Raw genomic sequence first — 26,075 nt, 5'->3', positions numbered from 1 at the left:
CTAAGGGTGTGTGATGAAAACGGGAATGTCTACGGTACGCAGCACATTCTCCGCATCACTGCGGTGAAAGAAGCGGGACATGCCGCTGCGGCCATAGGCGCCGTAGGTAACGATACAATCATTGCGGCGGATCAGGTATGCCAGGAAAGCCCTGGCAGGATCCCCTTTAAGCACCTCGGTCGTCACCTGGTCATAATGAAGGGATAAATAGCTGATGATCTTATCTTCATAAGGAATGTGAGGGTTGTTTTTTTCCTCGACATACAACAGTTTTACCGGTATACTGTAACACTCCGGAAAGAGCGCCGTAAAAGTCCGGATAGCATAGGTGGAAGAGAAAGTGCCGTTGTAGGAAAATATAATTTCCCGGATGGCAGACAATGAATTGGGAAGCACCATCACCGGGCATTCCGCGGTGGCCAGCGTTTCCTTTACAAAGCGCGTAGGCACGCTGTCAGGCAGGCTGCCAAAGGAAGTGTCGGCGCTTAACAGCAACAGGTCTGCAAAGCGACTCTCTTTTACAATTTCCTGGACTGGGTTACCATTTGTTTCCACTATCCTGAGACAGATAGCGCCGTCCTCACAAACCTCCTTCAGCTTGCGGATATTGTCGTTCCGTTGCCATTCCAGCGAAGCCCTGCTTTCGGCCGTAATCTGCGCGTAATTGACGGCATACGACTCCGGGTACATGGTGGTCATTGGTTCCAGTTCCGCAGTGAAATTGTCCAGGCATATGATCGTCAGCCGGGCATTCTGTTCACGGGCGAAATAACGGAAGGTAGCTACCTGGGAAGGGGAAAAATGCAGTGCATCTACCGCAGCAATCATCTTTTTCATGGTAACAGCTTTTATGATGTTAATGGTGAGCGACAAATACAGGCTGACTGACCAGTTTTACCACTGGTTTCATGGGGTTGGGCACGAACAGGTTGGATAACTGGTTTCTGCCAAAAGCGCCCATGACGATCATGACCCTTTCTTTCATAAAGAGATGTTCCAGCAACCGCGCCTGTACGTTATCATCCTCCAAAACCATCAGGGAACTGTCCGGATAGTGCATCCCCAGCCATTCTTTCAGTTTTTCCGTGTCTCCCTTCACCGGTTGCCCTTCGGGTGTTACACTGAGCACCGTCGCTTTTACGCCAAATAACTGCGGCAGCAGATAGGTGAACTGTTTGATCGCGTACATGGAGGCGTTACTGCCATTGTAGGTGAAAATAATCTCGTCTATTCCCTCAAAATTCTCCGGTGCAATCACCACCGGGCATTCAGACCGCTCCAGTATCTCTTTCACAAACGAGGAAGGCGCAGATTCCGGCCGCCAGGAGAATGATGTGGCCGCGTCCACCACCAGCAGGTCAGCGTACCTGCTTTCCCTTAATACCGCCGTCAGCGGAATACCGGTATGCTGATGGATAGTACAGTTCACGCCGTTGTTCTCGCAATGGTCTTTAAAGCGTTTAATGTTCTCATCGCGGTACAGCTCTTTTTGCTGTTCAATCGGTGCGCCCGGCACAGGCGCTATCACTCCTTTCTCACGGATATCTTCCACCCCGCGCAGCTCCATCGCCTGGTTTTCCAGGAATACGCCGGTCAGCCTGGAATGGGTAAGATTACCCAGGTAACAGGCGAAATCAAGACAACTTTTGCTCATGCATACAGCATCCGTTACAAATAATATCTTTTCCATAACAGGCAGATTATTCGTTTTCAGGTTCTTCCGGCAGTTCGAACACGGCTTTTTCCGCGTCGCCGGCATTCAGTTCTTCCAGCGTAAGGTGGCCGGTGCCCGTGGTTTGCAGCCAGAGTGCGCCGGCTTTGTGCAGCACCTGCGCATGCAGGCCAAAAAGGCTCTTCAGGTCATGCTCCACCGCCACCGCCGTACGGTAGTGACTTACATCCAGCCAGCCGAAGCTGTGCTGCATCCGGACCTTTTCGATGGGAGTATTGGCAGGCAGCTTGTCTTTTTCGGGAGAGCAGGCGCCCGGGGCATGGGGCTTGCGGAAAAACTCCAGTTTCAGCCGCGGATACAGGCGATGAAATCGTTCCTGGATGTCCCCGATGATCGCTTCTTCACTTATATAGATTTGCATAACCCATAGCTTTAAATGCTGATACAATATTACGCCAGCCTCGTTTTCCCGGAAATGAGATCAGTCAGCACAGCAGATGACAGTGGTCATATACTTTGCCACCATCGTATAAATGCTTAACTTTCCGGCATTACCGCATCTTTACCATTAAGACTCAACGATCATGAACCTACATGTCAGCGATCTGGACATTGATCTGCAGCTCAGCATTTTCGCCGCCGTGATGGAGCGGACCCCGGGCCTGGTGGCCGTCAGGGAGATGGCTTCCGGGAAATTGAAATATATCAATGAAACCGGCATCCAAATGTTGGGTACCGACGATTTTCCTTCGCTGGAGCTGCTGCTGGAACAAAACCAGCTGGGTACCGGTACAGCAGTGTTAAGCAACCAGCTGCCACAGGAAGAATCCCTGTTACAGGAACGGCCCTGGAAAAATATCCAGGGAGAAACGTTCATTGGTTTGTATGAAGAAATGGTACTGAAACACAAAAAAGACCAGTACTGTTTTTTCCGCATCACCGACAGCCAGTCCGACCGCCGGTATAAGCTACAGCTGAGCAGGGAACTACAGCGTTTTGGCGCATTGTTCAACTACGCCAGCATTGGCATTATTGTCACCAACCAGGAGGGCGATATCATACTGATCAATGATTTTGCGCTCAACCAGTTCGATTACCGGCGGGAAGAGCTTATAGGGCAAAAAGTGGAGAAACTGATCCCCCGACGCCTGCATCACAAACATATCGGCCACCGCGAAAGATACAACGCCCACCCCCAGAGCCGGCCGATGGGCATCGGGCTCGATCTTTTTGCCGTACGGCATGACGGATCGGAGTTTCCGGTAGAAATCAGCCTAAGCCACTATTCCAACGAAGAAGGGCATTTTGTGATCGCGTATATCAACAATATCACGGAAAGAAAAAAAGCGGAAGAGCGTATAGAACGGCTCAATGACGAGCTGGAAAGCATGGTGGAGGAACGTACCCAGCAACTGGTAAAAGCGCTGGCCGACCTGGAAGCATCCAAAGAAGACCTCACCATCGCCCTCAGCAAGGAAAAAGAATTGGGCGACCTTAAGTCCCGTTTCGTGTCGATGGCATCTCATGAATTCCGCACGCCGCTGAGCACCATCCTTTCCTCCGCATTTCTCGTAAAACACTACGCTGCAGAAACCGAGCAACCGGTACGCAACAAACATATCCAGCGCATTGTAAACGCCGTAAGCTTCCTCACGGATACCCTCAACGATTTCCTGTCTGTCGGAAAAATTGAGGAAGGCAAGCTGCAGGCGCGGTACTCCATGTTCCAGATCAGAGAGTATTTCCAGACCATCATACAGGAGATGCAGGGCATCATCAAAGAAAAACAAACGATCCGTTATGAGCATACCGGTGAAGACATTTGCTGGCTGGACACCTCGCTGCTGCGGCATATCGCCATGAACCTGCTGGGCAACGCCATTAAATTTTCCGCCCCCGACAGTACCATCGAGATGGACACCCGCATGGAAGACAACCTGTTTACCCTCATGATCAAAGATTATGGCATCGGGATGTCACAGGAAGACCAGCAGCATCTCTATGAACGGTTCTATCGCGGCACCAATGTGAGCAATATCCAGGGCACCGGCCTTGGACTGCATATCGTTCAAAAATACAGTGAACTGATGAACGGCGCCATTTCCTGTGCCAGCGAGCTGGGTAAAGGCACCGTGTTCACCATCACTTTTCCTGCTGATCCTATAAATATTCCGTAAGCATATGAAAACGATCCTGCTAATAGAAGACAACGAAGAACTGAGAGATAACACGGCAGACATCCTGGCCATCGCCGGCTATCACGTACTGACCGCAGAGAACGGGATGACCGGCTTCGAGAAACTGCTGGAACACAAGCCCGACCTCGTCATTTGTGACATTATGATGCCGGTGCTGGATGGCTTTGGCGTACTGCACCTGATGCAACAGCACGAAACCCTCAGGGATACGCCTTTCATCTTCCTGACCGCCAAAACAGAGCGGGCCGACTTCCGTAAAGGGATGGGCATGGGCGCCGACGACTATCTGACCAAACCTTTCAGTGGCACGGAACTATGGGAAACTGTCGCTAACAGGTTGCGTAAAGCCGCCATCCGGAAGAAAGAATTCGCGCCTAACCTCGAGGGCATGAGCAAGCTGATGTATGAGGCTACCGGCAAAGCCACGCTGCAGTCCCTGGCCGAAGGACGTAACATCGACAAATACCGCAAAAAACAGGTGATCTATACAGAAGGGAACCATCCCACCCGCCTCTTTTTTGTACAGAAAGGAAAAGTAAAAACCAGTAAGACCAACGACCAGGGCAAGGAATTGGTGTTGGATATTTATACAGCAGGCGATTTTCTCGGCTACAACGCCCTGCTGGAAGGTTCCCTGTACAAGGAAACGGCCATCGCCATGGAAGACAGCGAGATCGCTCTGATCCCCGCTACCGATTTCCAGGAACTGTTGAACAACAATCATGAAGTAGCTTCCCAGCTCATTAAAATGCTGGCAAAAAATGTCAGCGACAAAGAACAGCAGTTATTGGGGCTGGCCTACAACTCCCTGCGCAAAAAGGTAGCAGAAGCCTTGCTGAACCTGCTGAAAAAATACAACCCTCCCAAGGATACCCCGCTGGTGATTAATATCAGCCGGGAGAACCTCGCCAATATCGCCGGTACAGCCACCGAATCGCTGATCCGTACCCTGAGTGATTTCCGGGATGAGCAAATGATAGAGATCAAAGAAGGGGCGGTGGTTATCCTGAACGAAAAAAAACTGGCCAACCTGCTTGCCTAGACCTGGGGAAAAGCCTGTCGCAGGTAGTGGTGAAAGTCAACATCCAGCACGTCAAAATGCTGTTGTACCATGGTAAACCGCCTGTCTATCATCTGTTCCGACGCGATAGCCTCTTTCAGACTTTCTTTGGCAGGCACAGACGCCAATATCCCCTGCTGCTCACTGATCTCGTGGCGCAGCAGGGCAATCTGCTCATCCATTTTCAGAAACCGGCTCTGGAAATACTCCAGCCGCCCCAACTCCCGCCGGTCAAAGTCCGTTGATAAAATCCGGGCCAGCTTCAGCTTGAAATGAATATTCTCATCTTCCAGGACCTTCAGCAGATATTTACGCGATTCATGTTGCGCCCGCAGTTCTTCCAATTTGTCCTTCATCCTCCGTTGTTTATAGTAATCCGGCACAAATTAAAACAGGCCGGCTTCCTGATCCATGACCTGAATCACACCGTGTCCTGATATCCGTCATTGCGCCGTCCCACCGGCCATACGACATTTGGCAGAGGTTATTTGCAGTGTCTTATAAATACCAGATTATGAAAAAGATATTACTGGCCGTTGACAATGGCCATTTCCCTGAAGGCGCTTTCCGTTTCGCCCGGAAATTCAATGAGATGGAAGCTATTACCCTGTGCGGGGTATTCCTGCCCGACCTGGACTATGCCACCAGCATCAGTTATGCGCCCGTCCTGATACCCCTGACGGAAACCTATGCCATGGGCTCCATTCAGCAAAGCATGCAAACTTTCCGTGAGTATTGCAACAGGGACGATATCCACTACCTCGAACATCATGATGTTACGGAAACGCCGCTGAAAGTGCTGCGGAAAGAATCGCTCTTTGCAGACCTGCTGCTGTTCAGCAGCGAAAAGTTTTACGCGGATTTGTTATACGGTCCCGGAGGTTTTCTGGGCAACGCGCTTCATGAAACGGCCTGCCCCGTGATCGCCGTTCCTGAAAATGCGGCTTTCCCCGAAAGCGTGATCCTCACCTATGATGGCAGCGCTTCTTCCGTCTTTGCCATCAAGAGTTTTGCCAGTTTGTTCCCACAGTTGTGTGAACTGAAAACGACACTGCTCTATGGCGGCACGGGAGACTCCCTTCCACCGGATGCATCCGGCATACAGGAACTGGTACAGCACCACTTTCCGCATCTGACCATGGAACCTATCCAGACGATCCCCGAAGATTATTTCAACACCTGGCTGAGTGAAATTCCCAACCCTATCGTGGTAAGCGGCGCTTACGGCCGTTCACTGCTGTCACGCGTGTTCCGGCGCAGCTTCGTGGAAGACACCCTGCGCGCCCACCAGGTGCCGGTGTTCATTGCACACCGCTGACCGAACATGTATGTTTCTTCAGCGTACGGGCCGCTTTGTCCAATGCAGCAGTATCTGTGGCAGGAAATAGGTTTATCCCTGTGGTAGCAGTATCGCATACCGCTTGTAAAAAAGTACGGGCAGCGCTTGCATACTAAAACGTTTAACCTTATTTTTAAACAGACTGCTGCAAACTTCTAAATTCCACGACATGAAAAAGTTCCTCCTGGCGATAGCTGCAGCCTGCATACAGCTGTCGGCCTACGCTCAACAACCTTTCAACGGTCTTGATATGAACATGGGCAACCTCTCCCGGTTGTCGGACGCCAAAACCCGCTCCATCAGCCCGGAGAACATCACCGGCGAAGCCGGCAAAGGCGGTATGGCCACGCCGGAACAGGGCAATGCCCGTCATGCCGCCAGGGAGCTGGGACAGGGCTGGAAGGTAAATCCCTACATCTTCATAGAACCTGGTAAAACCGTTACCCTGGCCGAGATCACCGGCCCTGGCGCTATCCAGCACATCTGGATGACACCTACCGGCAACTGGCGCTACTCTATTCTCCGCTTCTATTGGGACGACGAGACCACCCCTTCCGTGGAAGTGCCCGTAGGCGATTTCTTCGGCATGGGATGGGGAGAATATGCCCACATCAATTCGCTCGCGGTGTGCGTCAACCCCGGCAGCGCTTTCAACTGCTATTGGTCTATGCCCTTCCGGAAAAAATGCCGGATCACCATGGAAAATATCAACACGGAAAAAATGACGCTGTACTACCAGGTCGACTATACGCTGACCACTGTTCCGGAAGATGCGGGTTATTTCCATGCGCAGTTCCGGCGCAACAACCCGGTGAAAGACGCCGTTTACACCCTGGTAGACGGTATCCGCGGCAAAGGCCAGTACGTAGGCACTTATCTTGCCTGGGGTGTCAATAACAACGGCTGGTGGGGAGAAGGAGAGATCAAGTTCTTCATGGACGGCGACAATAAATATCCTACCATCTGCGGCACAGGCACAGAAGATTATTTCTGCGGGTCGTATAATTTCGACCTCAAAGGAAAATACCAGGAGTTCTCCACGCCCTATGCCGGGTTACCGCAGGTGATACGTCCTGACGGGCTGTATAAATCACAGCAGCGCTTTGGGTTGTACCGCTGGCATATCATGGACCCTGTCCGCTTTGAAAAAGAGCTGAAAGTGACTATTCAGGACCTGGGCTGGCGCAGTGGCGGCCGCTATCTGCCGCAACAGTCCGATATCAGCAGCGTTGTGTACTGGTACCAGCGCGAGCCACATGCACCGTTCCCGAAACTCCCGGCGATGAACGACCTGGAAGTCAATTGAGAATTACGAATTACGAATTACGAATTACGAATTGAGGGTTCTTTTTCAGGAAGGTTATTAAGTAACCGCTCCAGGAAAGAACCCTCAATTCGTAATTCGTAATTCGTAATTCGTAATTCGTAATTCCCTGCGTTATTCCCATTTAAACATCTTTACAGACAACACAGCAACAATAGCTGCCCATACGGTCAGTCCGCCCAGCTGCACGGGCACCTGCCAGATATGCGCGCCTTCAAAGGCGATCTTCCGCAGGCCGTCCACAAAGAAAGTGAGGGGCAGGTATTCACAGAAAGTGCGCAGCCATACCGGGTAGTTTTCTACCGGGAAAAAGAGGCCGCACAGCAATATCTGCGGTACCGTGATGGTATTGGCCACCGGGGCGATGGAGCTTTCGTTGCGGATAACGCCGCTGATCATAAAACCGATGCCGGTAAAGATCACCAGTCCGAACACCGACAGCAGCAGCATCTCCAGGAAAGTGAGGATACCGTTGACCAGCGTGAAGTCAAACGCGAAATAACCCAATGCAGTGATGATGATAAAACAAATGATCTGAAACACGAGGCGGCTCATCATCTCTCCAAACAGCAGGGAGGCGCGGCTGACAGGTGTTACGAAAATGCGTTTCAACACCAGCGTATGCCGCAGGTTGAACAGCAGGAAGGCGGAACCGAATACGCCCGCCATTAACAGGGAGAAGCCCAGCTGTCCCGGAAGGATAAAATCGATCTGGCGGTATACGCGGCCGGGGACCGTTACCACGTCGAGCTTTGCGGCGACGGGCTGCCCCTGCAGCACCTGCTGGTTGATGCGGCTGGTTACTTCCTGCAGCGCTGCCTGTATCAGCGGGCGTTTATCAGCCACAGCACCGGAGCTGAACAGGGTAAGTCCATATTGAGGTACCGGCGAAGTGAGCACCGGCGCCGGCACATGAATGATACCGGCTATGCGTCCTTTCTTCAGGGCATTAAGTTGCGCCAGCGAGTCGGTTTCTTTCGACAGGCTGAAAATACTGATCTCTTTTAAAGCATGGTATACAGGACTGCTGGTATCGCTGCCGGGAGCGATGGCTACAGGGATTTTCACCGCAGTATTATCTACCATGGCGCCGAACACCGTCACAAAAATGATGGGAAACAACAGGGCGAATACAACCGAAGTAGGGCTTCGAAGGGTAGCGATCAGGCTTGCCCGGGCCATCACCAGGCCGGCCCTGAGCTGACTATATTTTTTTGTCATAGGAAACCAAAGCTACAGCATTCTTTCAAAGATTCATTTTCCGGGAACACATTATATTTGCCATTCATAATGCGGAACCCTAATACCCAAGGCTACTCATGAAAAAAGTGATTACAGGCAAAGATATCGTCCGCCAACTGAAAGCAGATCTGATCGGCAAAGACTCCTACCGCGGAGTGACGCTGACCTATACCTGGCTGGCCAACCAGTTCGGGCACTTCTCCCTGGGCTTCATCCCCACCTTTGTGGGATACCTGGTCCTGAAAAGACACCTTCCGGAGCAACAGGCCTCCCTCTACGCCGCACTGGCAGTGAGCCTGTTCTGGCTGACCTTCGAAATCTTTAACTTCCTCGGCCCGCTGCTGTCCGGCAAGTCCAGGAGCAGCTATATCTTTCAGCCCGCCTGGGGCAACATTGCCTTTGATACCGTCACCGACCTGATGTATTTCTGGTCAGGCGCCTTTATGGCCTCTATCCTTTGCGCCTATACGACAATTGCGATGGCGGTGCTGGCAGTGCTTACCCTGCTGGTGCTTTACCCGGCCTATTACTGGTATCTCACTAAAATGTACCTGCAGGTGCCCTCCTATCCTTTCCAGTTCAGGCTGAGCCAGTGGAGCACCAAACATATCCCGGAAGAAAACATCGCGCTGGTGCGCCGTTTCCTGGACAACAAGGAACAGGGCATGCACCTGTTCCTCTTTGGCCCTAAACGCAGCGGCAAAACAAGCCTGAGCGTGGCTATCGCTACAGAAATGTCTATCCGCCACCGCTCCGCCGTATATACCTCCGCCATGAAACTGTACTGCATGTTCTTTGAACATGACGACGACAGCGCGGCCAACGTACTGTGGACCTGGCGCAAAGCTTCCATTCTTGTCATCGATGATATTAATCCGGGAGACCCGATCAAGGAAGATATCATCAGCCCCGAACGGTTCCTGAGCTTTGTCGATACCTTCTCCACCAACGATATTAACCGCACGGTGCTGCGGCAGACCAATGTGATCTGGGTACTGGGCGATGACGACGCCTCCCGGAAACTGTCGGAAAGATGGCAGGACATGCTCACCGGTATCGGTGTGGAGAAAGAGAAACTGCTGTCTCTCAATCTCCAGTTATACAACGAAGCCCCTGCTAAGGCAGAATATGATTTGCGTATGCAAAGCTGATCAGGTGCGTCAGGCTCTTCACTTCAAAACGCTTATACATCGGGATGATCCGTTTTTCGATGGCCGATTGGGACACCCCGAAGCGGGCGGCGATCTCTTTGAAGGAAAACCCTTCCGCTACAAGCGATAAAGCCTCTTTTTCCTTTTCGGAGATGGCGTAGTGGCGGAACAGCTGTTTATTCAGCTCTTCCTCAAAGGCCGATTTTTCGGGGCCATAGGCCGCGTAGCGCATCACATTGCCCAGCTGGATACTCTCATTTTTCTGGGAATGCCCGATGATGGCTGTTACCCGCCCTTCTTCCGTGGCAAACACCCCTACTTTGGAAATCAGCGGTACATGCGTACCGTCTTTATGGATCTTTTTCAGCTCAATGGTAAAGCTGTATTGCTCGAGGTCTTTTGTTTTGTTGTGTAAAAACATCAGCGCCTTATCGTTCAGCTCATTGGAGAAAGGCGCGTATTCCGGCGCCGTGATGTTGACGATGGTCATCATGGTGATTTCATCATCCCGGTAGCCCAGGAGCGGCTCCCAGCCATCGGCGTACATCATGCGGTTTTCCTTGAATGAATAGATATAAATCGCCTCATCCGGGAACCGCCGGATGGTTTTCTTGAAATGCTGTGCCTCCGGACTGCTCAGGTCAGCCGGTACGTCGGTAATAAATGTTTTGGAATAGTGCCCTGGCTTATCAGAATCCATTCGTTTTTTGGCATAAAAATAAAAATAATATCACAACCTGCGTAATTACACAGTTGACTGATTATGAACCTACTGGTAATTTTGCGCCTGTAAACCATCCGAAAGGGATTGGCAGGAAAAACCGCTCAGGAGGCCTTTTATCCAGCTTATTCACCCGGCTGAAGCCAGGCAAGGAGGCAATAGCCGGAGGCTACAGCAGGGATTGGTTACAACCCGGAAGTTGACTTAAAGGAATGTGTTAAAAACCGAGGAAAAGTTTGTTAGAAAAAACCCCATCCTCATTGATGCAATGTCCCCAAAGGGGATACAGCTACGGAGCATGGGCCGGTTCCATCCGGGTCCATGCCTGTACTGCCCCCAACCGTTGACCCTAAAAGTTATTGATTTTGTGTTAAGGTTGTCATGATTTTTTTGACTGTTGAATTACCCCCGATTTGTTAATCCCACTTTTTTTCAATTGTGAAGCAGTTTGGCGGGACTTCGGTCCCGCCATTTTTATTTTCACCAGCTTATCATGATCCTTGTCATGATAAAAAAAAGATATGAGTATATTTGTTATATCCGATCGTAACACCCAAAGCAATCCACCAACATGAAGATCATTATTTTCGGAGCTTCCGGCGCCGGCGCCAGCACCCTGGCCAAAGCATTTGCCAGAGAAAACGGCTACGAGCAGCTGGACGCGGACCATTACTACTGGCTTAAGACTGAACGTCCGTACGAAACCAAACGCGACCCGGCCGAACGGAACAAACTGTTCCTGGAAGCCCTTCACCAGCACGATAAAGTGGTAGTGGCCGGTTCTGTGCTCAACTGGGACCCCACCATCCCCGGCCTGTTTGACCTCGCCGTTTTCCTGTGGCTGCCCCCCGACATCCGGATGCAGCGGCTCATCCTCCGGGAAAAACAACGCTATGGCTCCCTGCTGGAATCCGACCCGTGGCTCAAAAAAGAAAGCGCCGCTTTTATCGCCTGGGCCGCCCGCTACGACGAGCCCGGCTTCTCCGGCCGCAGCCTTACCCTGCATAAAAAACAGATCGCTCAACTGAAAATACCCGTCCTGGAGATAAACGGGGATTTTCCGTTGGCAGAAAGACTGCAGCGGGTGCAGGAAAAAATCGCCGCCATAAAATACCAGGCTGCCACCCGGCGGTAAACCGCTCCCCTCTTTCGGGAAAAAAGTAAGCCCATGAAACAAAGTGCGGGCATTCTGCTCTACAGGAAAAACAAAAAAATAACGGAGTACTTCCTGGTACATCCCGGCGGTCCTTTCTTCCGGACAAAAGATGCCGGCTGGTGGAGCATACCCAAAGGAGAAATAGGGCCCGGTGAAGCGCCCCTGCAGGCGGCTATCCGGGAGTTTGAAGAGGAAACCGGCTACCGCCCGGAGGGAACGTTCGTGCCCCTGCAGCCCATCCGGCAGAAGAGCGGTAAACAAGTGCTCTGCTGGGCCACCGAAGGCGATCTCGATCCGGAAAAAATTGTCAGCAACCTGTTTGAAATAGAATGGCCACCCCGTTCCGGCAAAAAGAAACAGTTCCCCGAAATAGACAGGGCTGCATGGTTCGATGCGGAGACCGCTAAAAAAATGATTTATCCGCAACAGGCGGCGTTCATCGAGGAATTATTGAAAGCCCGGGGCTAGTGCCCCGGGCTTTGTTGTGCTATAAGCAAGGTAGCCGTTGTTTCAAAGCGGAGATTATAAATGTAAATCACGCGCTCCTCTCACTTCTGTGGAAATCTCTCCCAACATAGCGCCTGCATTGCAGTTCTGGCCGGTATATACCTTTACAAAATCAATGGCGTTCAGCGTCACCGCCTGACCGCTCGCATTCACAGCGTTGGCAATATCCACCGTATTGTACCCCAGCGTGGCGTACTCACCGGAATAGCTGTCACTATACCCCCAGGCGAAAGCCAGGTTGGTAAGGATACCGCCGGACGTCAGCGTGTTTACCAGTTTGGTGCCGGTAAAAGTCACGGAGTCCTGGTTAGGCGCCATAGCCGGATAGTAGTTGTTGGCCGTATGCCAGGCGTTGGCCTGTACATAACCGCTGTTGCCCTGGTTGTCTTTCCAGTTAACATTGGTACCGGCGGCATGAGGGTTATAATACGTGACGCTGTAATTTTTAACGGTACCGGAAGCGCTGTATTCGCTGCCTGCCAGTTCATACCAGGGGTCGTCGGGGATGCCGTTGGCGTTGAGGTCCTGGCTCACCATTACAATACCCGGCTCAGACCATTGGTACGTAGGGCCTGACGGATTGCCATAGATGCCGATATCTGCCCCTGCGCCGTTTACTACGGAATGGTCAAAACCGAAAACGATGTAACCACCGTAGTTGCCCAGCGACACCATGTTGGTAGTGCTGCCCACCAGCGCCTGCGCGGCGGTAACGGAGCCCAGGCCGGATTCATTGATGAACTGCCCCGGTGCCGGCATATATGTGTATACGGTACTGATCAGCGGACTGCTGGTCAGCGTGGCCGGTCTGACCGTCACATGGCTGACAAGAGCGGTACGGGAGACTTCGGAGGTCTTCCACTCATCGGTCAAAGCATCTTTACGGCAGGAAGCCGAGAACAACAGGGTGGCCAGGGTTAATGCCTGCCAATAGAAATTTTTCATATGATTTAAGGTTTGAGGGAGAAGAAAAAGCAGATCAATAGAATACCGGTAATGCCGGAAAATAGTATCCGGAATACCTCACTGTTTCTTTCAGCGCAGCAGTGCCGGGGTCGTACATCAGCCAGCGGTTATCGTTACTGGCGCCAAATTCGTCAGTGAGCGTGATCACGAGCAGTTCATTACGCGCCGCGTTATACCGTACGGCAGAACCGTAAAAATACTGGCCGGAAGGTACCGTCAGGAAGGGCGCTGACAGGGACGCTGCATTGCCGGGCACATAACGGTATAATTTTGTGCCGCCATATTCGATGTTGCCACCGATACCGGCGGTTGACTTACGCTCAGCGATAAACACAGCGGTGCCGTTGGAAGTCAGTGAACCGGAGCGCCAGGACAGGTAAGCCCACGGGTTGGTGGTAGCGAAAGGCAGCTTCACGCGGGACACCGCCAGCGAAGTGGGATTAATCGCTACGAGCGAATCCTTACCGGTTACCCATACAGTGCCGTCGTTGGTGCGGGCGAAGCCGGCGTCGCCGATACCGAATTTTTTTGCGATGCTGTAGTCGGAAGCATTCAGCGCCACTACCCCGTCGTCTTTGGTCATTACAAATACATAGTTGCCCGCCAGCAGCATATCACCTGCAGGACCGTTGATGCCCGCCACTTTAGTGCCCAGCGTGGGACCGGAAAGACTGATGCGGTACACGCCGTCTACCGCGCTCAGCAAGCCTCTCGATGCATCCACCCCTACAAAAGCATAGCCTTCGCTCTGCGGCAGATTGGCAATCCTGCCCGTTTCCACGAGTGTATGCGCATCCGTTGCTACCAGCGGCCCTCCTACTTTCACCACCATATATACCTTGTTGTTAAAGATGGAGGCAAACTGCAGTGTGGAGGTAGTAGGTCCCAGGTTCTTCGTGGGGTTTTCCTTTTTGTAGATGTCTTTTGCCACCTTGTTACTGTCATAGCTATAGTACCAGAGATCGCCGTTGTTGACACCGTACTGTCCTTCATGTACCATCAGGAAACCGTTTTCATATTTCCCGAATGCGTTCATGCCAGCCTGCGCGGTCACAGCGTTTTCTTTGGGGTGCAGTCCTAATCCGGAATCTGCATTTTCTTTTTTACAGGCGGCAAACAGGGTTAGCAGCGAGGCCGCCAGGGCCAAACACTTGATTGATTTCATAGTTTACAAATTGTGTGGTTATTTTTAATAAAAAAAAACACATCATAGGGCATCCGGGCCTTCAAACATGGCAAGGGTTTTCTATTTTGTTTTCAACTTAAAAACAATTTGCTGCTATTGCTGCTCTTGTGACAGCCTAAGAAACAGTACAGGTTTCTTCTCCTGTACCTGCACGCAGGTGAAACAAAAAAAACAAATACGTGAATATAAAGCCGGCAGGGCCTACATTCTTGAGCCTTTCACCCGAAAGCGACGAATGGTGATCACAGCTGGCAGGTCTTCTGGCTCTCCTGCTTTTCCGGAAACCTTCCCATCTGCGACAGCAGACAGTGGTATGGAGCGCACTCCGGAAAAACGTTGCCGGTATTGGCCGGCGGCAGGATTACAGCTACGGGGATAGCTCCGGTCTCGCACCGGATTCCCTTTTAATGTTCTGCATGAACAGAACAACCAATTGTGGTTACAAACGTACGTTAACTTCCCCGTATAACCAATAAAAAATCCCGGAGAAATAGCTCCGGGATTAAAATATTTTTTGGAAAAATCCTGCTTACAGGTTGAGGTCCTTCACACCGGAAACTTCCGTGGAAATCTCGCCCAGCCAGCCGCCTTCAGCACGCATACCGGTGTGTACGCGGATAAAATCCACGCCCGGCAAACGTACGGAAGTGCCTTTTTTATCTACTGCCCAGCTGATCTTAATGCGCGCTCTGTCATCGGCGTTGCACCAATTGTCAGCATAACCAAAAGGAAACGCAGGGCTTACAAAATAAGTACCGGAGCCTGACTTATCGATGAAGTTTTCATCCGTCAGCCGTGTGCCGGTGAAGCTGATGCTGTCTCCTTTCCACTGCGGATAATAAGGCTGGTTGTGGAAGGAATTGCGGGAGAGGTAACCGGACTTGCCCTGGTTGTCTTTCCAGCGGATATAGGTAGTGTCGGTCAGGTATTGATAGTCATTATTCGGAGTCCTGACTTTATTTTCATCCGGCTTGTAATAAGTGATTTTATAGTCACGGATAGTTTTAGGGCTGTTGTATTCAGAACCGGCAATTTCAAACCATTCGTCGTCGGGTTGTCCGTTCCCGTTGGCATCGTACGCCACCTGGATAATTCCCGGCTCTGCCCAGTTGGCGAAGGCATTGCCCAGGATGGTGAAGCTGAAAGAATCCGGTACGTTCACGATGGTATGGTCAAAACCCATCACCACATAACCGCCGAATCCGCCGAGGTGTATCATGTTACCGCTTTTCAGCGACTCTTCCGCTTTGGCGGTCATTTTCGCCTGATCATCGCCCGTTTCCCATTTCGGCAGGTCATGCACGAACTGCCCGGGAGCCGGCAGGTAATCAAACACGCGCGCCACGCCGTTGGTGTAGGTGCCCGCAGTGACTTTAACGGGAACATCTACACGCTTTTCGCCGGCGGCATTTTTTGCGATGAATGTCAGGGTATACTCGCCTGCTTTCGTAAAGGCATGTACCAGCTCTTTGGTGGAGGCGATCGTATCGTTACCTGTTTTCCAGAGGAAGGTGGTACCCGCGCTTTCGTTTTTCACGGTAGCGGTGAGGCGTACGATTTTCATGTTAGCCGTAGACACGCCACCCTGTGGTGTGTTGACCGTTACATCCGGCGCAGTGGCCGGTGTGTCTTCAGATTTGGAACAGCTGCCGGCCAGGAGGACAGCCAGCACGGAAACGGGTAAAAGTGTATGTTTCATAATGGTTGGTTTTTATTTGTTTGCAGGAAGGAAGGCAAAGTGCGCAGGAATATCGCCGGTAACTACCGACCACTTCTTTTTACCACTTTTATCAAAACAATACAGGATACCGGGAGATACATAATCACGGGCATCTGTTACGTAGATGTCTTTTGTCTCCGGGTCCACCATGATGCCATAAGGCATTTTTATATTTTTTTCCGTGCCATCGGTGATAAAATTACCCGGTAACATCGTCTCTGTTTTTACGTTGATCATCCCGTAGTTGATTTTCCAGGAGGCGCTGATATAGCTGTATTCAGAGCCATACAGGTAACAGGTATCGCCGGAGATGCAGATATTGCTGGCTGCAACGGCAAACCGTTTTTTCACTGCATCGGTTTTGGTGTCCACCACATACAAGGCGGAGGGCCGCTGGTAGTAGTCTCCCCTGCTGGTCACATACAGATCGCCTTCGCTGTCGGCCTTCAGCCGGTGCAGGTTGATGTCCACATGGATTTTTTTGATCTCTTTAAAAGTGGCCAGGTCGATCACGGACACGGTGCTGTCGTAGCCCGGCGGCCGGTAGCCACCGGAATTGGCCACATATAACTTGTTGCCAACTACGGCCATCTCCTCCGGCTGATAACCTACTTCGATCTTACGGGTAATCTGCAGCGTGGCCGTATCCACTTCCGCCACGATGCCAAGGGGTGAACGGGGATCTATCACCACCGGGCCCGCATAGGAACTGATATAGGCTTTCCCGTTAGCGAAGGTGATATACCGGCAGTTGAGCAGGTCTATCTGCCTGATACGTTTAGCAGTAGCGGCATCCATCACCTCCACCTTGTTGGACACATTGATCACGGCATACAGCTTGCTGCCGTAAATACGGATATCGTTGCCCACATCGCCCAGCTCTTTTACTACCGTGGGATTAGCCTCTGCATAGATATTTTTTTTGTACACGCCTGCACTGAAGTCAAAGAAATCCAGGGTAGCCTTGTTGCTGCCCATGTTCCCCTCGTTCAACAGGTAAAAGCCTTTGTATTGTTGGTGAGCCACGGGCGTATCTACCGGTGTTATCACCGGTGGCACGATGTCGTTGCCCGTGCGGCAGCCGGCAATCCCCAGCGATGTCAATGCTGCAGCTACTCCTGCAAAACGCAATTGTTTTATCATCCTCGTTAAATATTTACAGATACAATGAATTTGAAATTCCTTCCCGGCATCGGGTAGCTGAGCACTACATCGTAGTATTGGTTGAACAGGTTATTCACCTGTGCGCTCAGCCGCCATTTCGCCTGCCGCACCCTGCGGTTATACGTCAGCGTAATGTCGCTGGTATACCAGGGCTGCATGTAGTTTTCAGGATTGTTTTTCTTGGCGTTGTAACGTTCCCCGGTGTAGATGAAGCTGTAGTTCAGGTCCCATGCGCCGTAGTCAGCACCGAATATCAGCGAGCCGCTGTGTTTGGGAATGTAAGGAATCTGGTCTCCGTAAAAAAGCTCCGACTTGTCGGTAAAGTCGCGCGCTTCCTGGAAGGTGTAGGTCGCTCTGGTGCTCAGCAGGAGATCATCCAGCACTTTCCATACGGCTTTGGCTTTTACATCCACGCCTTTTATTTTCACGAAACCGAGGTTCATCATGGTCCACCGGAACTGGCTGGCAGCCGGTACCGCCACGATCTTGTCCGTCACTTCGATGTAGTAGGCGTCTGTTTCCAGCCCCAGCTCCTGCAGTGTTTGGCCGGGGAATGTATGATTGAAGGTGAGGCCGGTATTGTATTGCGTGGTATACTCCGGTTTCAGGTTGGAGTTCCCGAGATCGGTGTAATAGAGATCGTTGAAGGTGGGCATCCGGAAGATACGTTTGTAGAAAGACCGCCAGGTAAAAGGCACGCTGCCGAAGGGCTGCCAGGATACAAAAACGGCGGGTGTCAGCTCCCGCTTAAAAGGGGCGGCGGCGTTCTTCTTCGTTTCTTCGTTCATGATCGTGTTCAGCAGGCTGGCCTGTGCGCTGAAACGTTTGAAGTTGACCGAAGAAGCCAGCGCCACCAGGGTGGTGAAACGTTGGGGATAGGAGAAATTGGTCATATCCGCCGTCATCTTGTTCCACTGGAAGTCGCCGGAGAGGCCGAGGTGCCACCAGTTGGTGAGCACAAACTGGTTGGCCGCCGAGAAGTAAGCTTCCTGCTGATGGTAGCGGTTATCTACGTACCGAACGGTGTCCGGCGCGAGATAGTGCGTATAGTCGTAAGCGTATTTTCCGTTCAGTAGCAGCGTATAACGGGGTGAGAAGTCTTTGCGCCAGGACGACTGTACGAAGAAGTTACGGTCCCATTGCCGGTCGATATGCCCGAAAACGTTATTGACCACGAAACCGGGAAGGCCGCGTTCCGAATCGTAGAAATAGACCTTGCCGTTCCATTCGCCGCCGTTGATCACGCCGTGCAGGGCGCCTTCGAGGCGGATAGCGTTGATATCGGTGTTTTTGCGGACAGCGGTGGTATCGTAGCCTTTTTGTTTCTGGTAGCGGAATTTGTATTGGCCGTTGGCATTTACCCATTCCGCGCTGAGGGAGGCGCCTACACGCCGGCTGATTTTCTCCTGCCACAGTAAGGAAGGATTAAAGAGGCCGAAGGAACCGGTTTTGACAGTTCCTTTCACATGTCTTTGTTCTCCTTCCGCGAAGCGGGGCTTGAGCGAGGTGAGATAGATGGCCGCCGCGGAGGAATAGTCTTTGGCCGGCTGGAGGATATTGCTTTTCTGACCGTTGTACAGGGCTATTTCCTCCATGTTGTCCAGGGAGAACCGGCCCAGATCGATGACGCCGTTTTGAGCGTTGCCCAGCTGGATACCGTCGTAGAACACGCCGGTATGGTTGGAACCCATACTGCGCACGTCCACCGTTTTCAGTCCGCCGATACCGCCATAGTCTTTTATCTGGATACCGGAGAAATAGCGCAGCGCATCGGCTACGGACTGGGAGTTCAGCCGTTGCAGTTCAGCCCCTTTCAGTTGCTGCCCCGGGGACACCTCCCTGTTGCTGCGGGGTGCAGTGACAGACACCTCGCGCAGGTCTTTGGTCCGGCTGCTGTCCGGCTGCTGTTGCGCCTTCAGGGACATAGCAGGGCATCCTGCGAGCACCAGGTACAGGGTACTCCTCAGTAATGGGATACGCATGTTAATTCACCGTTTTGATAGTTCATCCAACGGCCTTCGTAACAGGAAATCAAATCAAGGTAAATAACGGCAGGATCAGTACTGCCACATGATTCACTTCCAAGCCTCATTCCACGAAGGCTTAAAAAACAAATGCATGGCAGGTATTCTGACTTATCTCAGCTCAGGGCGGCCTTCCCATTGAATGTTCAACAGTGGCCGGACAAATGCCCTGGCGTTTTATGGAGAATTACAGCAGCGGGACTGTCCGGGATTTACACCCGTGTTCCCTTTTAATTACCCCCGCACCGCAACGGAGGGGGTAAACCATTGCGGTGCGAAGGTAGTGCTTTAATTTATTTCTTCAAAAAGTTGTCAGCAGCTTGTGATCGATGGCACATTTGATGAGCATGGCGGTGTTGCGGGCTTTAAGTTTGCCCAGCAGGTTGCGGCGATGGCTGTCAACCGTATCGCTGCTGATAAACAGTTTCTCGGCTATTTCATGGTTCGTATGTCCGTTGGCGATGAGCCACAGTACTTCTTTTTCTCTTTTGGTGATATGGAGCTCCCGCGTGCGGGCGGCGCCGGCAGCGGTTTGCAGCCCGGCGGCCAGTTCCGGGGAGAGATAAGTGTGACCGCTGTAGACATCATGGATCGCTTTGAGCAGTTCTTCCTTATCGGCGTTTTTCATCAGGCAGCCGCTGGCGCCGCTGTCCATCATATCCTGTATTTCCCGGCCGTCTTTATGGTAACTGAGTCCCAGCACCATAGTGTCGGGATGATTTTTTTTGATGAGATGACACAGCTCGGCCCCGGCAATATCGGGGAGCATGGTGTCCAGCAACACAACGTCGGTCTGGTGGTGCAGCAGGAAATTCAGGCAAGACTCGCCCGTTCTTGTTTCCCCTGTCAGTTCTATATCTTTTTCATAGCTGAGTAATGCGCGTAGTCCCTCTAGTATCAATGGATGATCATCCACAAAATATAATCTGATCATGGTTTTTCATATTTGCTGTAACGTCGGCATGCATCGGCATGGCATCTCCGGGTAAACCTGCTGTTTAGATTTCATTTACTACCCGTAATATATAAAAAAAAAGAAGATGAAGCGTATCATGAAAAGTTCACGATATCAGCAGGCTGTTATTCCACCCCGGTTTTATTTCCGGCTGCAGGAAGCCCAGCAATGACAGGCCAATGCCGGCGATGCCTTCGAGTACATTGTGACTGTTGTGATAATCGGGATGATGATAAAACTTGTAACCGGCAGGCCCATCCTTCCAGGTATTCATACGAAGTGTTGTTTGCAGCCATTCTCCGGCCGCTTTATTGAGGACAGGGTCTCCGGCAGCCATGGCCGCCTGTTGCAGCATATGAGCGATACCTGCGCTGCCGTGGCAGATGCAGGCGTCGTGCACCGCGCCGTTTTGCGTATTACGATGCTGCGCAATGTCCCGCAGGATAGTGAGCGCGGCCTCGTTGTAATCTGCCCGTTGCAGGCGTTTTCCGGCCCCTGACAGCATGGTCGCAATTCCCAGATCGCCGTAACACCAGCCCAGCCGGCTGTGGGTATCTCCTATGCTCACACCTGTAGTGTCGACCAGTACAGGGAACAAGGACTCTCCCCCGCCACCCTGCGCTTTTTTGTGGGACAAAACCCAGCTGATACTGCCTTCCATGAGGCGGAGCACGGTATCGCGGGCGATACCTTTTTCGTATATCCGTCCCAGCACGGCAATGATAGCCGGCACCCCATGGGCCAGGCCCAGGTTGTACAGATCACGGCCCTGGTAACGTTCGCTCGCAGAAGAAAACATATCTTTCCAGGCGATGCCGGAAGGAAGATGGTGCGCCGACTGGTCGAGACCGGCGACGAGCCGTTCCAGCACCGGCTTCCCCACCGGCAGGGGCCGTTCCAGGAAATACAGGGCGGTGCCCAGCCCTTCGTGCAGAAAGTCATTTTTGCCGGCCACTAAGGATTCTTCCATAAAAGCGGCCACCATCTGATCTATCTCCCCGAAAGCATCTTCGATCTCGTCTTCCTCAATGAATCCCATCTGTGTGAGATGCTGCACGCACCAGGCCACCCCTGAAACGCCGCCACAGAAAGATCCGTTCAGCGGCTGCTCGGACAAAGCCTGCAGGCTTTTTTCTATAATAGCTAAAACCTTGTCTACATGTTCTTCGCGGGAAGTATGCTGGTAATAATAGGCATAAAATAAAGCACAACCGGTAAATCCTCCCAAAAGCCCGGCATTGTTATCGTTGGCAGTAAAATGGTCTAATTCCCGGCTGATATTTTCCAGCGCGGCGGTAATGTCGTCTTTATAATCCATCGTTCCTGAAATATAATGATTCCGGGGCTAAAACCCCGGGCGAAGAATGTGTTAAACAGCAATGTTATGCATACCCTAAAACATAATAGCCCCGGGCTTTCACCCGGGGCAGGCTGTAATCCGTAAAATCTGTTTAATACAAGCAGGAGTCTACACTGCAGATAGGAGCACCTGTGCTGATGCACTTCATGGATCCTGCACGGTTATCTGCACCGGCTGTCTGCGTGTTTTTGCTCAGGTCTGATACTTTGATCTTGCCTAAGCTGAGTTTTTTTTCAGTTTGCTTTTTCATCAGCTAACGTTTTAGGTGACAAGTATGGTAATACCGGAGTACTTTAACCCGGAGGAAACTGTAGTCCGTCAATGTCCGCTTAATACCGGCAGGAGTCGATGCTGCAGATAGGCGCTCCCTGGCTCAGGCAGGAGAGCGGGTGAGAATTACAGGCCGCAGAACGGTTATCTGCATCAGCAGTCGGCATATGCTTGCTCAGGTCAGATACTTTGATCTTACCGAGGGTGAGTTTTTTTTCAGCTTGCTTTTTCATCAGCTACCGTTTTTTTTTGATTAACAACCTTTAGTGGAAGGAGGAGTACATTTGGCCATCAGGCTGCATCCTGTGTAAGTAGGCGCTTTCACGTCGATATTACCCGGTTGGGAAGCATTCAGTTTAGCTACTTTAATCTTGTTGAGCACCAGCTTTTTTTCAAATGTTTTTCTCATAAAACAATTTTTATAGGTTTAAATAATAAAGAAGATTGATAAACAGATAAATGGATTTTGGACAGACATTCTACTTTGAGGGTGATTAAATCAGGATTTCTACGGATTACAGGATAGTGATAAATGTAAGCAGAAACCACGAAACCATAGCTCACGGAAAAACGTGATTTTTAAAATTTAGCTGTTTAAACATGAAATTTACCGGTTTTACGGGATAGCCTTTCGCTGCCGTTTCTGTTACCTTCAGTAGTTTTAAGTGTACACCGAAAACCATGATCAAGGCTGAAAATTTCTACGTTGTCAGAACACCGCTTTTACCGGTAAACACCTCCGCCAGTCTGGCCCACCCTCATCTTGCCGAACATATCCGACAAATACTGCAAACACCTTTTCTGCGCGAAGCTATCTATATCGCTTCCCCGGAGCTGTTCGGGGAACTGGAAAAATGGGAACAGGGAAGCCAGGACGACAAACTGGTGTATTCCCTCTACCGCTACCTGCTGCGCATGAGCAGCCGCTGCACGCCCTATGGCCTGTTTGCCGGCTGCGCTACCGGCGCAGTGAGCGATCAATCCGGTATCCGCCTGCACCATTACGCGCAGCATGTGAAACAGAGCCGCCTCGATATGAACTATGTAGCGGAGCTGGTGACCGCATTCACGGCTATCCCTGCCGTGCGGGAACAACTCCGCTTCTATCCCAACAACTCCCTGTACAAATCAGGTAGCCGTTACCGTTATGCCGCCTACCAGTTGTCCAATAAGTTCCGCCACTACTTCCTGACGGCCGTCAACACCAGCGGCTATCTCGATGCTGTGCTGGACACGGCTGCCCGCGGGGCTACGCTGAAGGATATACGCCATTGCCTCATCGATGAGGCCAACGGTATCACCGAAGCGGATGCGGCTGATTTTACGGAAGAACTGCTGCAAAGCCAGCTGCTGGTCAGCGAGCTGGAACCAACCGTCACAGGGGAACAGTTCTTTCAGCGCTTCCTCGAAAAAGCGGCAGCCCTGCAGCCCGACGGCGAATGGCCGCCGGTGCTCCGCCGGATACAATCGCTGCTGCAGGACCAGCAAAGCAGTATTTCCGAATACCGGCAGCTGCATTCCCTCGTGAAATCACTCATGCCGGATACCAGCGAAAAAGACCTTATCCAGACAGACCTCTTCATGGCTACGGTGCAAAACACCCTGAGCCGCACCCTCGTGGAAGATATCACCACACAGGTGAACCAGCTGCGGAAACTGATGCGCCACCGGCCGCATACAGACCTGGAGAATTTCGCCCAGGCTTTCAGCAAACGATACGAAGAACAGGAAATACCGCTCAGCCTCGCCCTCGATCCGGAAGCAGGCATCGGCTACGGACACCACCTCGGCCGCCATACCGATCATACCCCGCTGGCCGACGATATCGTGGTAGCCGGCGCGGAAACACCATCACCGCGCCCCGCCGGCAAACTGCAACAATTTCAGCAACAGCAGCTGTACCGCTGCCTCCGGGAGAACAGCACCGAAATACTGCTGACGGATGCAGACCTCGACACGCTGGAGGAAAAAGACACCGCCACCCTGCCTTACAGCATGTACCTGATGGGCAGCATACTCGGCGCCAGCGCCGCCGCCGTAGATGCCGGCGATTACCTGTTTGAGCTGAACGGTTGCGCCGGACCCTCCGCCGCCAACCTGCTGGGACGTTTCTGTCATGGCGACGAACAGCTGACGGCCCGGCTGAAAGCCTGCCTCGACCGTGAAGCGGCACAGGAACCGGATAAAATATTCGCAGAAGTTGTGCACCTGCCGGAAGCCCGCACAGGCAACGTTCTCCTGCGTCCGCAGCTGCGTGATCATGAAATCGTATACCTGGCCAATTCAGCCGCCCCCGCAGATCAGCAGCTGCCGCTGTCAGACCTGATGATCAGCGTGCAACAGGGCCGTATTGTGCTGCGGTCCCGCAAGCTGAACAAGATCGTCGTCCCCCGGATGAGCACCGCGCACAATTACCGCAACGGCCTGCCGGTCTATAAATTCCTTTGTGAACTGCAACACCAGGACTATCCCGGTAACCTGGGCTGGGCATGGCAACTGCCGGGCGGCGAAACATTCCTCCCCCGCGTGCGCTATCGCAATATCATTCTCAGCAAATGCTCCTGGACGCTGGATAAAAAAGACTTTCCCGATCTCGACAGCGGCAAATCCTGTCTCGCTGTTTTCCAGCCCTTCAAAACCCGGTGGCAACTCCCCTCTCACGTAGTGATCGTGGAAGGCGACAACGAACTGCTGATCGACACCACGCAGGAAGCCGCACTGCACCTGCTTTTCCGGCAACTGCGCAAAAGTGGTACGCTCACCATCCAGGAGTTCCTCAGCACCGCTGAAAACTGCTGGATAGAAGGTCCCGATGGCAGGCATACCAATCAGTTTATCATCCCCGTGCATGACAGCATATCGGCGCAAAAGAATGCCACAGCCGATACTACCCGCACGGCAACCGTTACCCTGCCCCGGCAGTTTATGCCCGGCAGTGAATGGCTATACGTAAAAGTGTATTGCGGTACCCGCACAGCGGAAGACTTCCTGAAAGAGACATTGCAACCGCTGGCGCAGCAACTCACAGACGCAGCGCTCATCGACAAATGGTTCTTTATCCGCTATACCGATCCGGACCACCACCTGCGCATCCGCTTTCATCACGGAACCCGTCCCGATTTCTGGAAGACGGTGCTGGAAAGGTTTTACGCAGCCCTGCAGGAATTTTCCGGTAAAGACCTGGTATACCGCGTGCAAACGGATACGTATGAACGGGAAACGGAACGTTACGGCGACAACACCATGGAGTTCAGTGAAAGCCTCTTCTGTTACGACAGCGAGGCGGTAGTACAAACCATAGCACTGCTGGACGAAGAGCAGGGAGAAGATTATCGCTGGCAACTGGCGCTCCGCGGCACAGACATGCTGATACAGGACTTCAGTCTCGCCGCCACGGAGAAACCCGCTTTCATGGAAAAACTGCAACAGGGATTTTTCCGGGAGCATGGCGGCGAAAAAGCGCTGCTGCTTCAGCTCAACGATAAGTACCGCAAGGAGATGCGAAAAGTACAAAGCATACTGAACCCGCATGACGACGAGCAAAATGACATTGAAGAAGCGGTGGCGTTCTTCCGGCAGCGTTCAGAAAAAACACACCGGTTGCTGCAGCAACACGGACCGTTAGCCGACAAGACCGCGCTGCTGCCCAGCTATATCCACATGTTCCTCAACCGCCTGTTCCTTGCCAATCAACGCAAGCAGGAACTGGTGCTCTATCACTTCCTGAGCAAATACTATGCTTCGCAAGCCGCCATCCGGAAGCAGCAAAACACATCCGGCACTGTTCATCACAAAAAAACAATACAGTATGAAAAAGAAAAGTGAGAAAAAAATGAAGCTTACCGCTATTAAAGTGGCCAGGCTGACAGCACAGCGGGAACAAAGCGCCGCAGGCGCAACACACCCCACCACCACGGTGATACGGACATTTGATTGCTGATCATGCAGGGGTTGCGTTACGCCTGTAACGCAACCTTTTTATGCTTCCCCAACGACGGAAAGCACCCCGCAAAAATTCGCAAACCACCTCCTGGTTTAATAGGTTATGGACTATCTTTGA

Annotated in this window: 25 protein-coding genes and 2 riboswitches; of the genes, 9 read left to right on the top strand and 16 right to left on the bottom strand. The window is 52.0% G+C overall.

The annotated features are described in order from the left end of the window. The 3 genes from HF324_RS12120 to HF324_RS12110 are packed head-to-tail and all read right to left on the bottom strand — an operon-like array spanning position 1 to position 2,093. Positions 1–837, bottom strand: a complete 837-nt coding sequence (locus HF324_RS12120; RefSeq protein WP_168802710.1) for a putative universal stress family protein — start codon at positions 835–837, stop codon at positions 1–3. Positions 838–856: 19 nt separating this feature from the next. Continuing rightward, complete coding sequence (locus HF324_RS12115; RefSeq protein ID WP_168802709.1) at positions 857–1,690, bottom strand: universal stress protein; 834 nt, start codon at positions 1,688–1,690, stop codon at positions 857–859. A 10-nt stretch (positions 1,691–1,700) separates the two neighbouring features. Then, entirely contained in the window at positions 1,701–2,093 is a 393-nt protein-coding gene (locus HF324_RS12110; protein ID WP_168802708.1) for a hypothetical protein, read from the bottom strand. A gap of 163 nt (positions 2,094–2,256) precedes the next feature. On the opposite strand from HF324_RS12110, the gene HF324_RS12105 reads away from it, so the two are divergent. Together HF324_RS12105 and HF324_RS12100 are read left to right on the top strand one after the other, a co-directional pair. Continuing rightward, entirely contained in the window at positions 2,257–3,849 is a 1,593-nt protein-coding gene (locus tag HF324_RS12105) for a PAS domain-containing sensor histidine kinase (RefSeq protein WP_246269508.1), read from the top strand. Between the two features lie 4 nt (positions 3,850–3,853). Further along, positions 3,854–4,912: a response regulator gene (locus HF324_RS12100; RefSeq protein WP_168802707.1), complete on the top strand. Its 1,059-nt coding sequence runs from the start codon at positions 3,854–3,856 to the stop codon at positions 4,910–4,912. Here HF324_RS12100 and HF324_RS12095 read toward each other — a convergent pair. Next, positions 4,909–5,286 carry a hypothetical protein gene (locus HF324_RS12095; RefSeq protein WP_168859875.1) on the bottom strand — a complete coding sequence of 126 codons (378 nt, stop codon included), beginning with the start codon at positions 5,284–5,286 and terminating at the stop codon, positions 4,909–4,911. The genes HF324_RS12100 and HF324_RS12095 overlap by 4 nt on opposite strands. A gap of 158 nt (positions 5,287–5,444) precedes the next feature. On the opposite strand from HF324_RS12095, the gene HF324_RS12090 reads away from it, so the two are divergent. Then, positions 5,445–6,248, top strand: coding sequence for a hypothetical protein (locus tag HF324_RS12090; RefSeq protein ID WP_168859874.1), 804 nt, complete (start codon positions 5,445–5,447; stop codon positions 6,246–6,248). A gap of 190 nt (positions 6,249–6,438) precedes the next feature. Next, positions 6,439–7,575 carry a glycoside hydrolase family 172 protein gene (locus HF324_RS12085; RefSeq protein WP_168802704.1) on the top strand — a complete coding sequence of 379 codons (1,137 nt, stop codon included), beginning with the start codon at positions 6,439–6,441 and terminating at the stop codon, positions 7,573–7,575. A gap of 132 nt (positions 7,576–7,707) precedes the next feature. On the opposite strand, the gene HF324_RS12080 is transcribed toward HF324_RS12085, so the two are convergent. Continuing rightward, positions 7,708–8,814: an ABC transporter permease gene (locus HF324_RS12080; RefSeq protein WP_168859873.1), complete on the bottom strand. Its 1,107-nt coding sequence runs from the start codon at positions 8,812–8,814 to the stop codon at positions 7,708–7,710. Between the two features lie 98 nt (positions 8,815–8,912). Here HF324_RS12080 and HF324_RS12075 point away from each other — a divergent pair, with 98 nt between their 5' ends. After that, positions 8,913–9,986 (top strand): DUF2238 domain-containing protein, encoded by a 1,074-nt coding sequence (locus tag HF324_RS12075; protein WP_168802702.1) that lies wholly within the window; start codon positions 8,913–8,915, stop codon positions 9,984–9,986. Here the strand turns inward: HF324_RS12075 and HF324_RS12070 are convergent. Next, positions 9,952–10,686, bottom strand: a complete 735-nt coding sequence (locus tag HF324_RS12070; RefSeq protein ID WP_168802701.1) for a LuxR C-terminal-related transcriptional regulator — start codon at positions 10,684–10,686, stop codon at positions 9,952–9,954. The two genes, HF324_RS12075 and HF324_RS12070, sit on opposite strands and share 35 nt — an antisense overlap. A 592-nt stretch (positions 10,687–11,278) precedes the next feature. Between HF324_RS12070 and HF324_RS12065 the strand changes: the two genes are divergently transcribed. Both HF324_RS12065 and HF324_RS12060 read left to right on the top strand, forming a co-directional pair. Next, a complete protein-coding gene (locus HF324_RS12065) occupies positions 11,279–11,842 on the top strand; it encodes an AAA family ATPase (RefSeq protein ID WP_168802700.1) in 564 nt (187 codons plus the stop codon). 33 nt (positions 11,843–11,875) lie between these two features. Further along, on the top strand, positions 11,876–12,331 hold the full coding sequence (locus HF324_RS12060; RefSeq protein WP_168802699.1) for an NUDIX hydrolase: 456 nt from the start codon (positions 11,876–11,878) through the stop codon (positions 12,329–12,331). Between the two features lie 54 nt (positions 12,332–12,385). Here the strand turns inward: HF324_RS12060 and HF324_RS12055 are convergent, their stop codons facing one another. The 10 genes from HF324_RS12055 to HF324_RS12010 form a co-directional block, all read right to left on the bottom strand. Then, entirely contained in the window at positions 12,386–13,315 is a 930-nt protein-coding gene (locus HF324_RS12055; protein ID WP_168802698.1) for a PKD domain-containing protein, read from the bottom strand. 34 nt (positions 13,316–13,349) lie between these two features. After that, a complete protein-coding gene (locus HF324_RS12050; protein ID WP_168859872.1) occupies positions 13,350–14,501 on the bottom strand; it encodes a DUF5074 domain-containing protein in 1,152 nt (383 codons plus the stop codon). Positions 14,502–14,755: 254 nt separating this feature from the next. Further along, positions 14,756–14,971: riboswitch (cobalamin riboswitch) on the bottom strand. Between the two features lie 80 nt (positions 14,972–15,051). Then, positions 15,052–16,221 (bottom strand): PKD domain-containing protein, encoded by a 1,170-nt coding sequence (locus HF324_RS12045; RefSeq protein ID WP_168859871.1) that lies wholly within the window; start codon positions 16,219–16,221, stop codon positions 15,052–15,054. Between the two features lie 12 nt (positions 16,222–16,233). Further along, a complete protein-coding gene (locus HF324_RS12040; RefSeq protein WP_168859870.1) occupies positions 16,234–17,385 on the bottom strand; it encodes a YncE family protein in 1,152 nt (383 codons plus the stop codon). 5 nt (positions 17,386–17,390) lie between these two features. Then, positions 17,391–19,388 carry a TonB-dependent receptor gene (locus HF324_RS12035; RefSeq protein WP_258539498.1) on the bottom strand — a complete coding sequence of 666 codons (1,998 nt, stop codon included), beginning with the start codon at positions 19,386–19,388 and terminating at the stop codon, positions 17,391–17,393. Between the two features lie 121 nt (positions 19,389–19,509). After that, positions 19,510–19,714: riboswitch (cobalamin riboswitch) on the bottom strand. Between the two features lie 17 nt (positions 19,715–19,731). After that, complete coding sequence (locus HF324_RS12030; protein WP_168802694.1) at positions 19,732–20,364, bottom strand: response regulator; 633 nt, start codon at positions 20,362–20,364, stop codon at positions 19,732–19,734. A 127-nt stretch (positions 20,365–20,491) separates the two neighbouring features. Further along, complete coding sequence (locus HF324_RS12025) at positions 20,492–21,703, bottom strand: lanthionine synthetase C family protein (RefSeq protein ID WP_168802693.1); 1,212 nt, start codon at positions 21,701–21,703, stop codon at positions 20,492–20,494. 133 nt (positions 21,704–21,836) lie between these two features. Then, positions 21,837–21,995: a hypothetical protein gene (locus HF324_RS12020; protein ID WP_159456097.1), complete on the bottom strand. Its 159-nt coding sequence runs from the start codon at positions 21,993–21,995 to the stop codon at positions 21,837–21,839. 79 nt (positions 21,996–22,074) lie between these two features. Beyond that, positions 22,075–22,248 (bottom strand): hypothetical protein, encoded by a 174-nt coding sequence (locus tag HF324_RS12015; protein ID WP_168802692.1) that lies wholly within the window; start codon positions 22,246–22,248, stop codon positions 22,075–22,077. A gap of 20 nt (positions 22,249–22,268) precedes the next feature. Then, entirely contained in the window at positions 22,269–22,424 is a 156-nt protein-coding gene (locus HF324_RS12010) for a class I lanthipeptide (protein WP_159456099.1), read from the bottom strand. A gap of 272 nt (positions 22,425–22,696) precedes the next feature. Here HF324_RS12010 and HF324_RS12005 point away from each other — a divergent pair, with 272 nt between their 5' ends. Further along, positions 22,697–25,840 (top strand): lantibiotic dehydratase, encoded by a 3,144-nt coding sequence (locus HF324_RS12005; RefSeq protein WP_168859869.1) that lies wholly within the window; start codon positions 22,697–22,699, stop codon positions 25,838–25,840. Continuing rightward, the gene (locus HF324_RS33570; RefSeq protein WP_258539497.1) at positions 25,824–25,955 is read left to right on the top strand and encodes a hypothetical protein; all 132 of its coding nucleotides are present in this window, start codon (positions 25,824–25,826) and stop codon (positions 25,953–25,955) included. Before HF324_RS12005 ends, HF324_RS33570 begins: the two co-directional genes overlap by 17 nt. The last annotated feature ends 120 nt before the right edge of the window (positions 25,956–26,075 follow it).

It is taken from the genome of Chitinophaga oryzae, from assembly GCF_012516375.2.
GTDB lineage: Bacteria > Bacteroidota > Bacteroidia > Chitinophagales > Chitinophagaceae > Chitinophaga > Chitinophaga oryzae.
The sequence above is the reverse complement of the archived record's forward strand: the minus strand, read 5'-3'. Positions and strand labels throughout refer to the sequence as shown.

Bases quoted from the DNA above. Each gene is read 5' to 3' on its own strand.
- HF324_RS12080 (WP_168859873.1), bottom strand. From the start codon at position 8,814: ATGACAAAAAAATATAGTCAGCTCAGGGCCGGCCTGGTGATGGCCCGG.
- HF324_RS12045 (WP_168859871.1), bottom strand. From the start codon at position 16,221: ATGAAACATACACTTTTACCCGTTTCCGTGCTGGCTGTCCTCCTGGCC.
- HF324_RS12105 (WP_246269508.1), top strand. From the start codon at position 2,257: ATGAACCTACATGTCAGCGATCTGGACATTGATCTGCAGCTCAGCATT.
- HF324_RS12075 (WP_168802702.1), top strand. From the start codon at position 8,913: ATGAAAAAAGTGATTACAGGCAAAGATATCGTCCGCCAACTGAAAGCA.
- HF324_RS33570 (WP_258539497.1), top strand. From the start codon at position 25,824: ATGAAAAAGAAAAGTGAGAAAAAAATGAAGCTTACCGCTATTAAAGTG.
- HF324_RS12015 (WP_168802692.1), bottom strand. From the start codon at position 22,248: ATGAAAAAGCAAGCTGAAAAAAAACTCACCCTCGGTAAGATCAAAGTA.
- HF324_RS12020 (WP_159456097.1), bottom strand. From the start codon at position 21,995: ATGAAAAAGCAAACTGAAAAAAAACTCAGCTTAGGCAAGATCAAAGTA.
- HF324_RS12050 (WP_168859872.1), bottom strand. From the start codon at position 14,501: ATGAAATCAATCAAGTGTTTGGCCCTGGCGGCCTCGCTGCTAACCCTG.
- HF324_RS12070 (WP_168802701.1), bottom strand. From the start codon at position 10,686: ATGGATTCTGATAAGCCAGGGCACTATTCCAAAACATTTATTACCGAC.
- HF324_RS12090 (WP_168859874.1), top strand. From the start codon at position 5,445: ATGAAAAAGATATTACTGGCCGTTGACAATGGCCATTTCCCTGAAGGC.
- HF324_RS12095 (WP_168859875.1), bottom strand. From the start codon at position 5,286: ATGAAGGACAAATTGGAAGAACTGCGGGCGCAACATGAATCGCGTAAA.
- HF324_RS12025 (WP_168802693.1), bottom strand. From the start codon at position 21,703: ATGGATTATAAAGACGACATTACCGCCGCGCTGGAAAATATCAGCCGG.
- HF324_RS12035 (WP_258539498.1), bottom strand. From the start codon at position 19,388: ATGCGTATCCCATTACTGAGGAGTACCCTGTACCTGGTGCTCGCAGGA.
- HF324_RS12005 (WP_168859869.1), top strand. From the start codon at position 22,697: ATGATCAAGGCTGAAAATTTCTACGTTGTCAGAACACCGCTTTTACCG.
- HF324_RS12110 (WP_168802708.1), bottom strand. From the start codon at position 2,093: ATGCAAATCTATATAAGTGAAGAAGCGATCATCGGGGACATCCAGGAA.
- HF324_RS12055 (WP_168802698.1), bottom strand. From the start codon at position 13,315: ATGAAAAATTTCTATTGGCAGGCATTAACCCTGGCCACCCTGTTGTTC.
- HF324_RS12100 (WP_168802707.1), top strand. From the start codon at position 3,854: ATGAAAACGATCCTGCTAATAGAAGACAACGAAGAACTGAGAGATAAC.
- HF324_RS12120 (WP_168802710.1), bottom strand. From the start codon at position 837: ATGAAAAAGATGATTGCTGCGGTAGATGCACTGCATTTTTCCCCTTCC.
- HF324_RS12085 (WP_168802704.1), top strand. From the start codon at position 6,439: ATGAAAAAGTTCCTCCTGGCGATAGCTGCAGCCTGCATACAGCTGTCG.
- HF324_RS12040 (WP_168859870.1), bottom strand. From the start codon at position 17,385: ATGATAAAACAATTGCGTTTTGCAGGAGTAGCTGCAGCATTGACATCG.
- HF324_RS12060 (WP_168802699.1), top strand. From the start codon at position 11,876: ATGAAACAAAGTGCGGGCATTCTGCTCTACAGGAAAAACAAAAAAATA.
- HF324_RS12010 (WP_159456099.1), bottom strand. From the start codon at position 22,424: ATGAGAAAAACATTTGAAAAAAAGCTGGTGCTCAACAAGATTAAAGTA.
- HF324_RS12030 (WP_168802694.1), bottom strand. From the start codon at position 20,364: ATGATCAGATTATATTTTGTGGATGATCATCCATTGATACTAGAGGGA.
- HF324_RS12065 (WP_168802700.1), top strand. From the start codon at position 11,279: ATGAAGATCATTATTTTCGGAGCTTCCGGCGCCGGCGCCAGCACCCTG.
- HF324_RS12115 (WP_168802709.1), bottom strand. From the start codon at position 1,690: ATGGAAAAGATATTATTTGTAACGGATGCTGTATGCATGAGCAAAAGT.